Below are 728 nucleotides of genomic sequence, written 5' to 3' on the forward strand. Positions count from 1 at the left end.
CCAAGTGCACCACCCCCGACCCGGCAAAGTCAATGTAGCCCAGGTTTTCCAGCCAGCCGGCTGTACCACCGTTGTAGTCGGCAAACAGGCCATTCCAGGCCCAGCCCCCGGAAATCGGGTAGATCGCCCCAGAGATGACGATGGAGTAAATCAAATAAGCCAAAAAGCGGGTGCGTTCCGCCATTGCCCCGGAGACAATGGTGGCAGCGGTGGCGGCAAACACCAGTTGGAAACAGAAGAACGTGAAAGGCCAAGCATCGTTTTGACTGCCGGCTTCAGCTCCCTGTTGCCAGTTGAAAAAAAACCAGTTGGTGCCCAAAAAACCGGCCACATGGGATCCGAACATCAGCCCAAACCCCAAAAACCAAAAAGCGCAGGCCCCGAAGCAGAAGTCCATCAGGTTCTTCAGGACAATGTTGGTAGCATTTTTAGCCCGCGTGAAGCCCGCCTCCACCATGGCAAAGCCCGCCTGCATGAAAAACACCAGCGCCCCGGCCACCGTTGTCCAGACGATGTCGGCATGGTATTGCTGAGTTTTCAGTAAGGTTTGTAGCTCAGCCCAAGCCTCGGGTGGGAGAGCCTGTTCCAGAGCCGTGAGATCCGTCTGGGCCAGAGCAGGCGGGGCAACCAAACTTCCCAACCCCAGCAAAGCTCCAACCCCCAGCAGGACTTTCCCCCCTGTCCTCAAACCCAAAAGGATCCCCTGCCGAAGACGAGAGAAAACAGTC

At 56.9% G+C, this 728-nt stretch carries 1 protein-coding gene; it reads right to left on the reverse strand.

Going from position 1 to position 728, the window contains the following annotated elements; all coding sequences use genetic code 11:
* The coding region (locus tag NW837_RS15425; RefSeq protein ID WP_414332546.1) for an ammonium transporter at nucleotides 1-631 on the reverse strand (631 nt) is incomplete at its 3' end.
* Nucleotides 632-728: the final 97 nt, after the last annotated feature.

Source organism: Synechococcus sp. R6-10 (assembly GCF_047461815.1).
Taxonomy (GTDB): domain Bacteria; phylum Cyanobacteriota; class Cyanobacteriia; order Thermostichales; family Thermostichaceae; genus Thermostichus.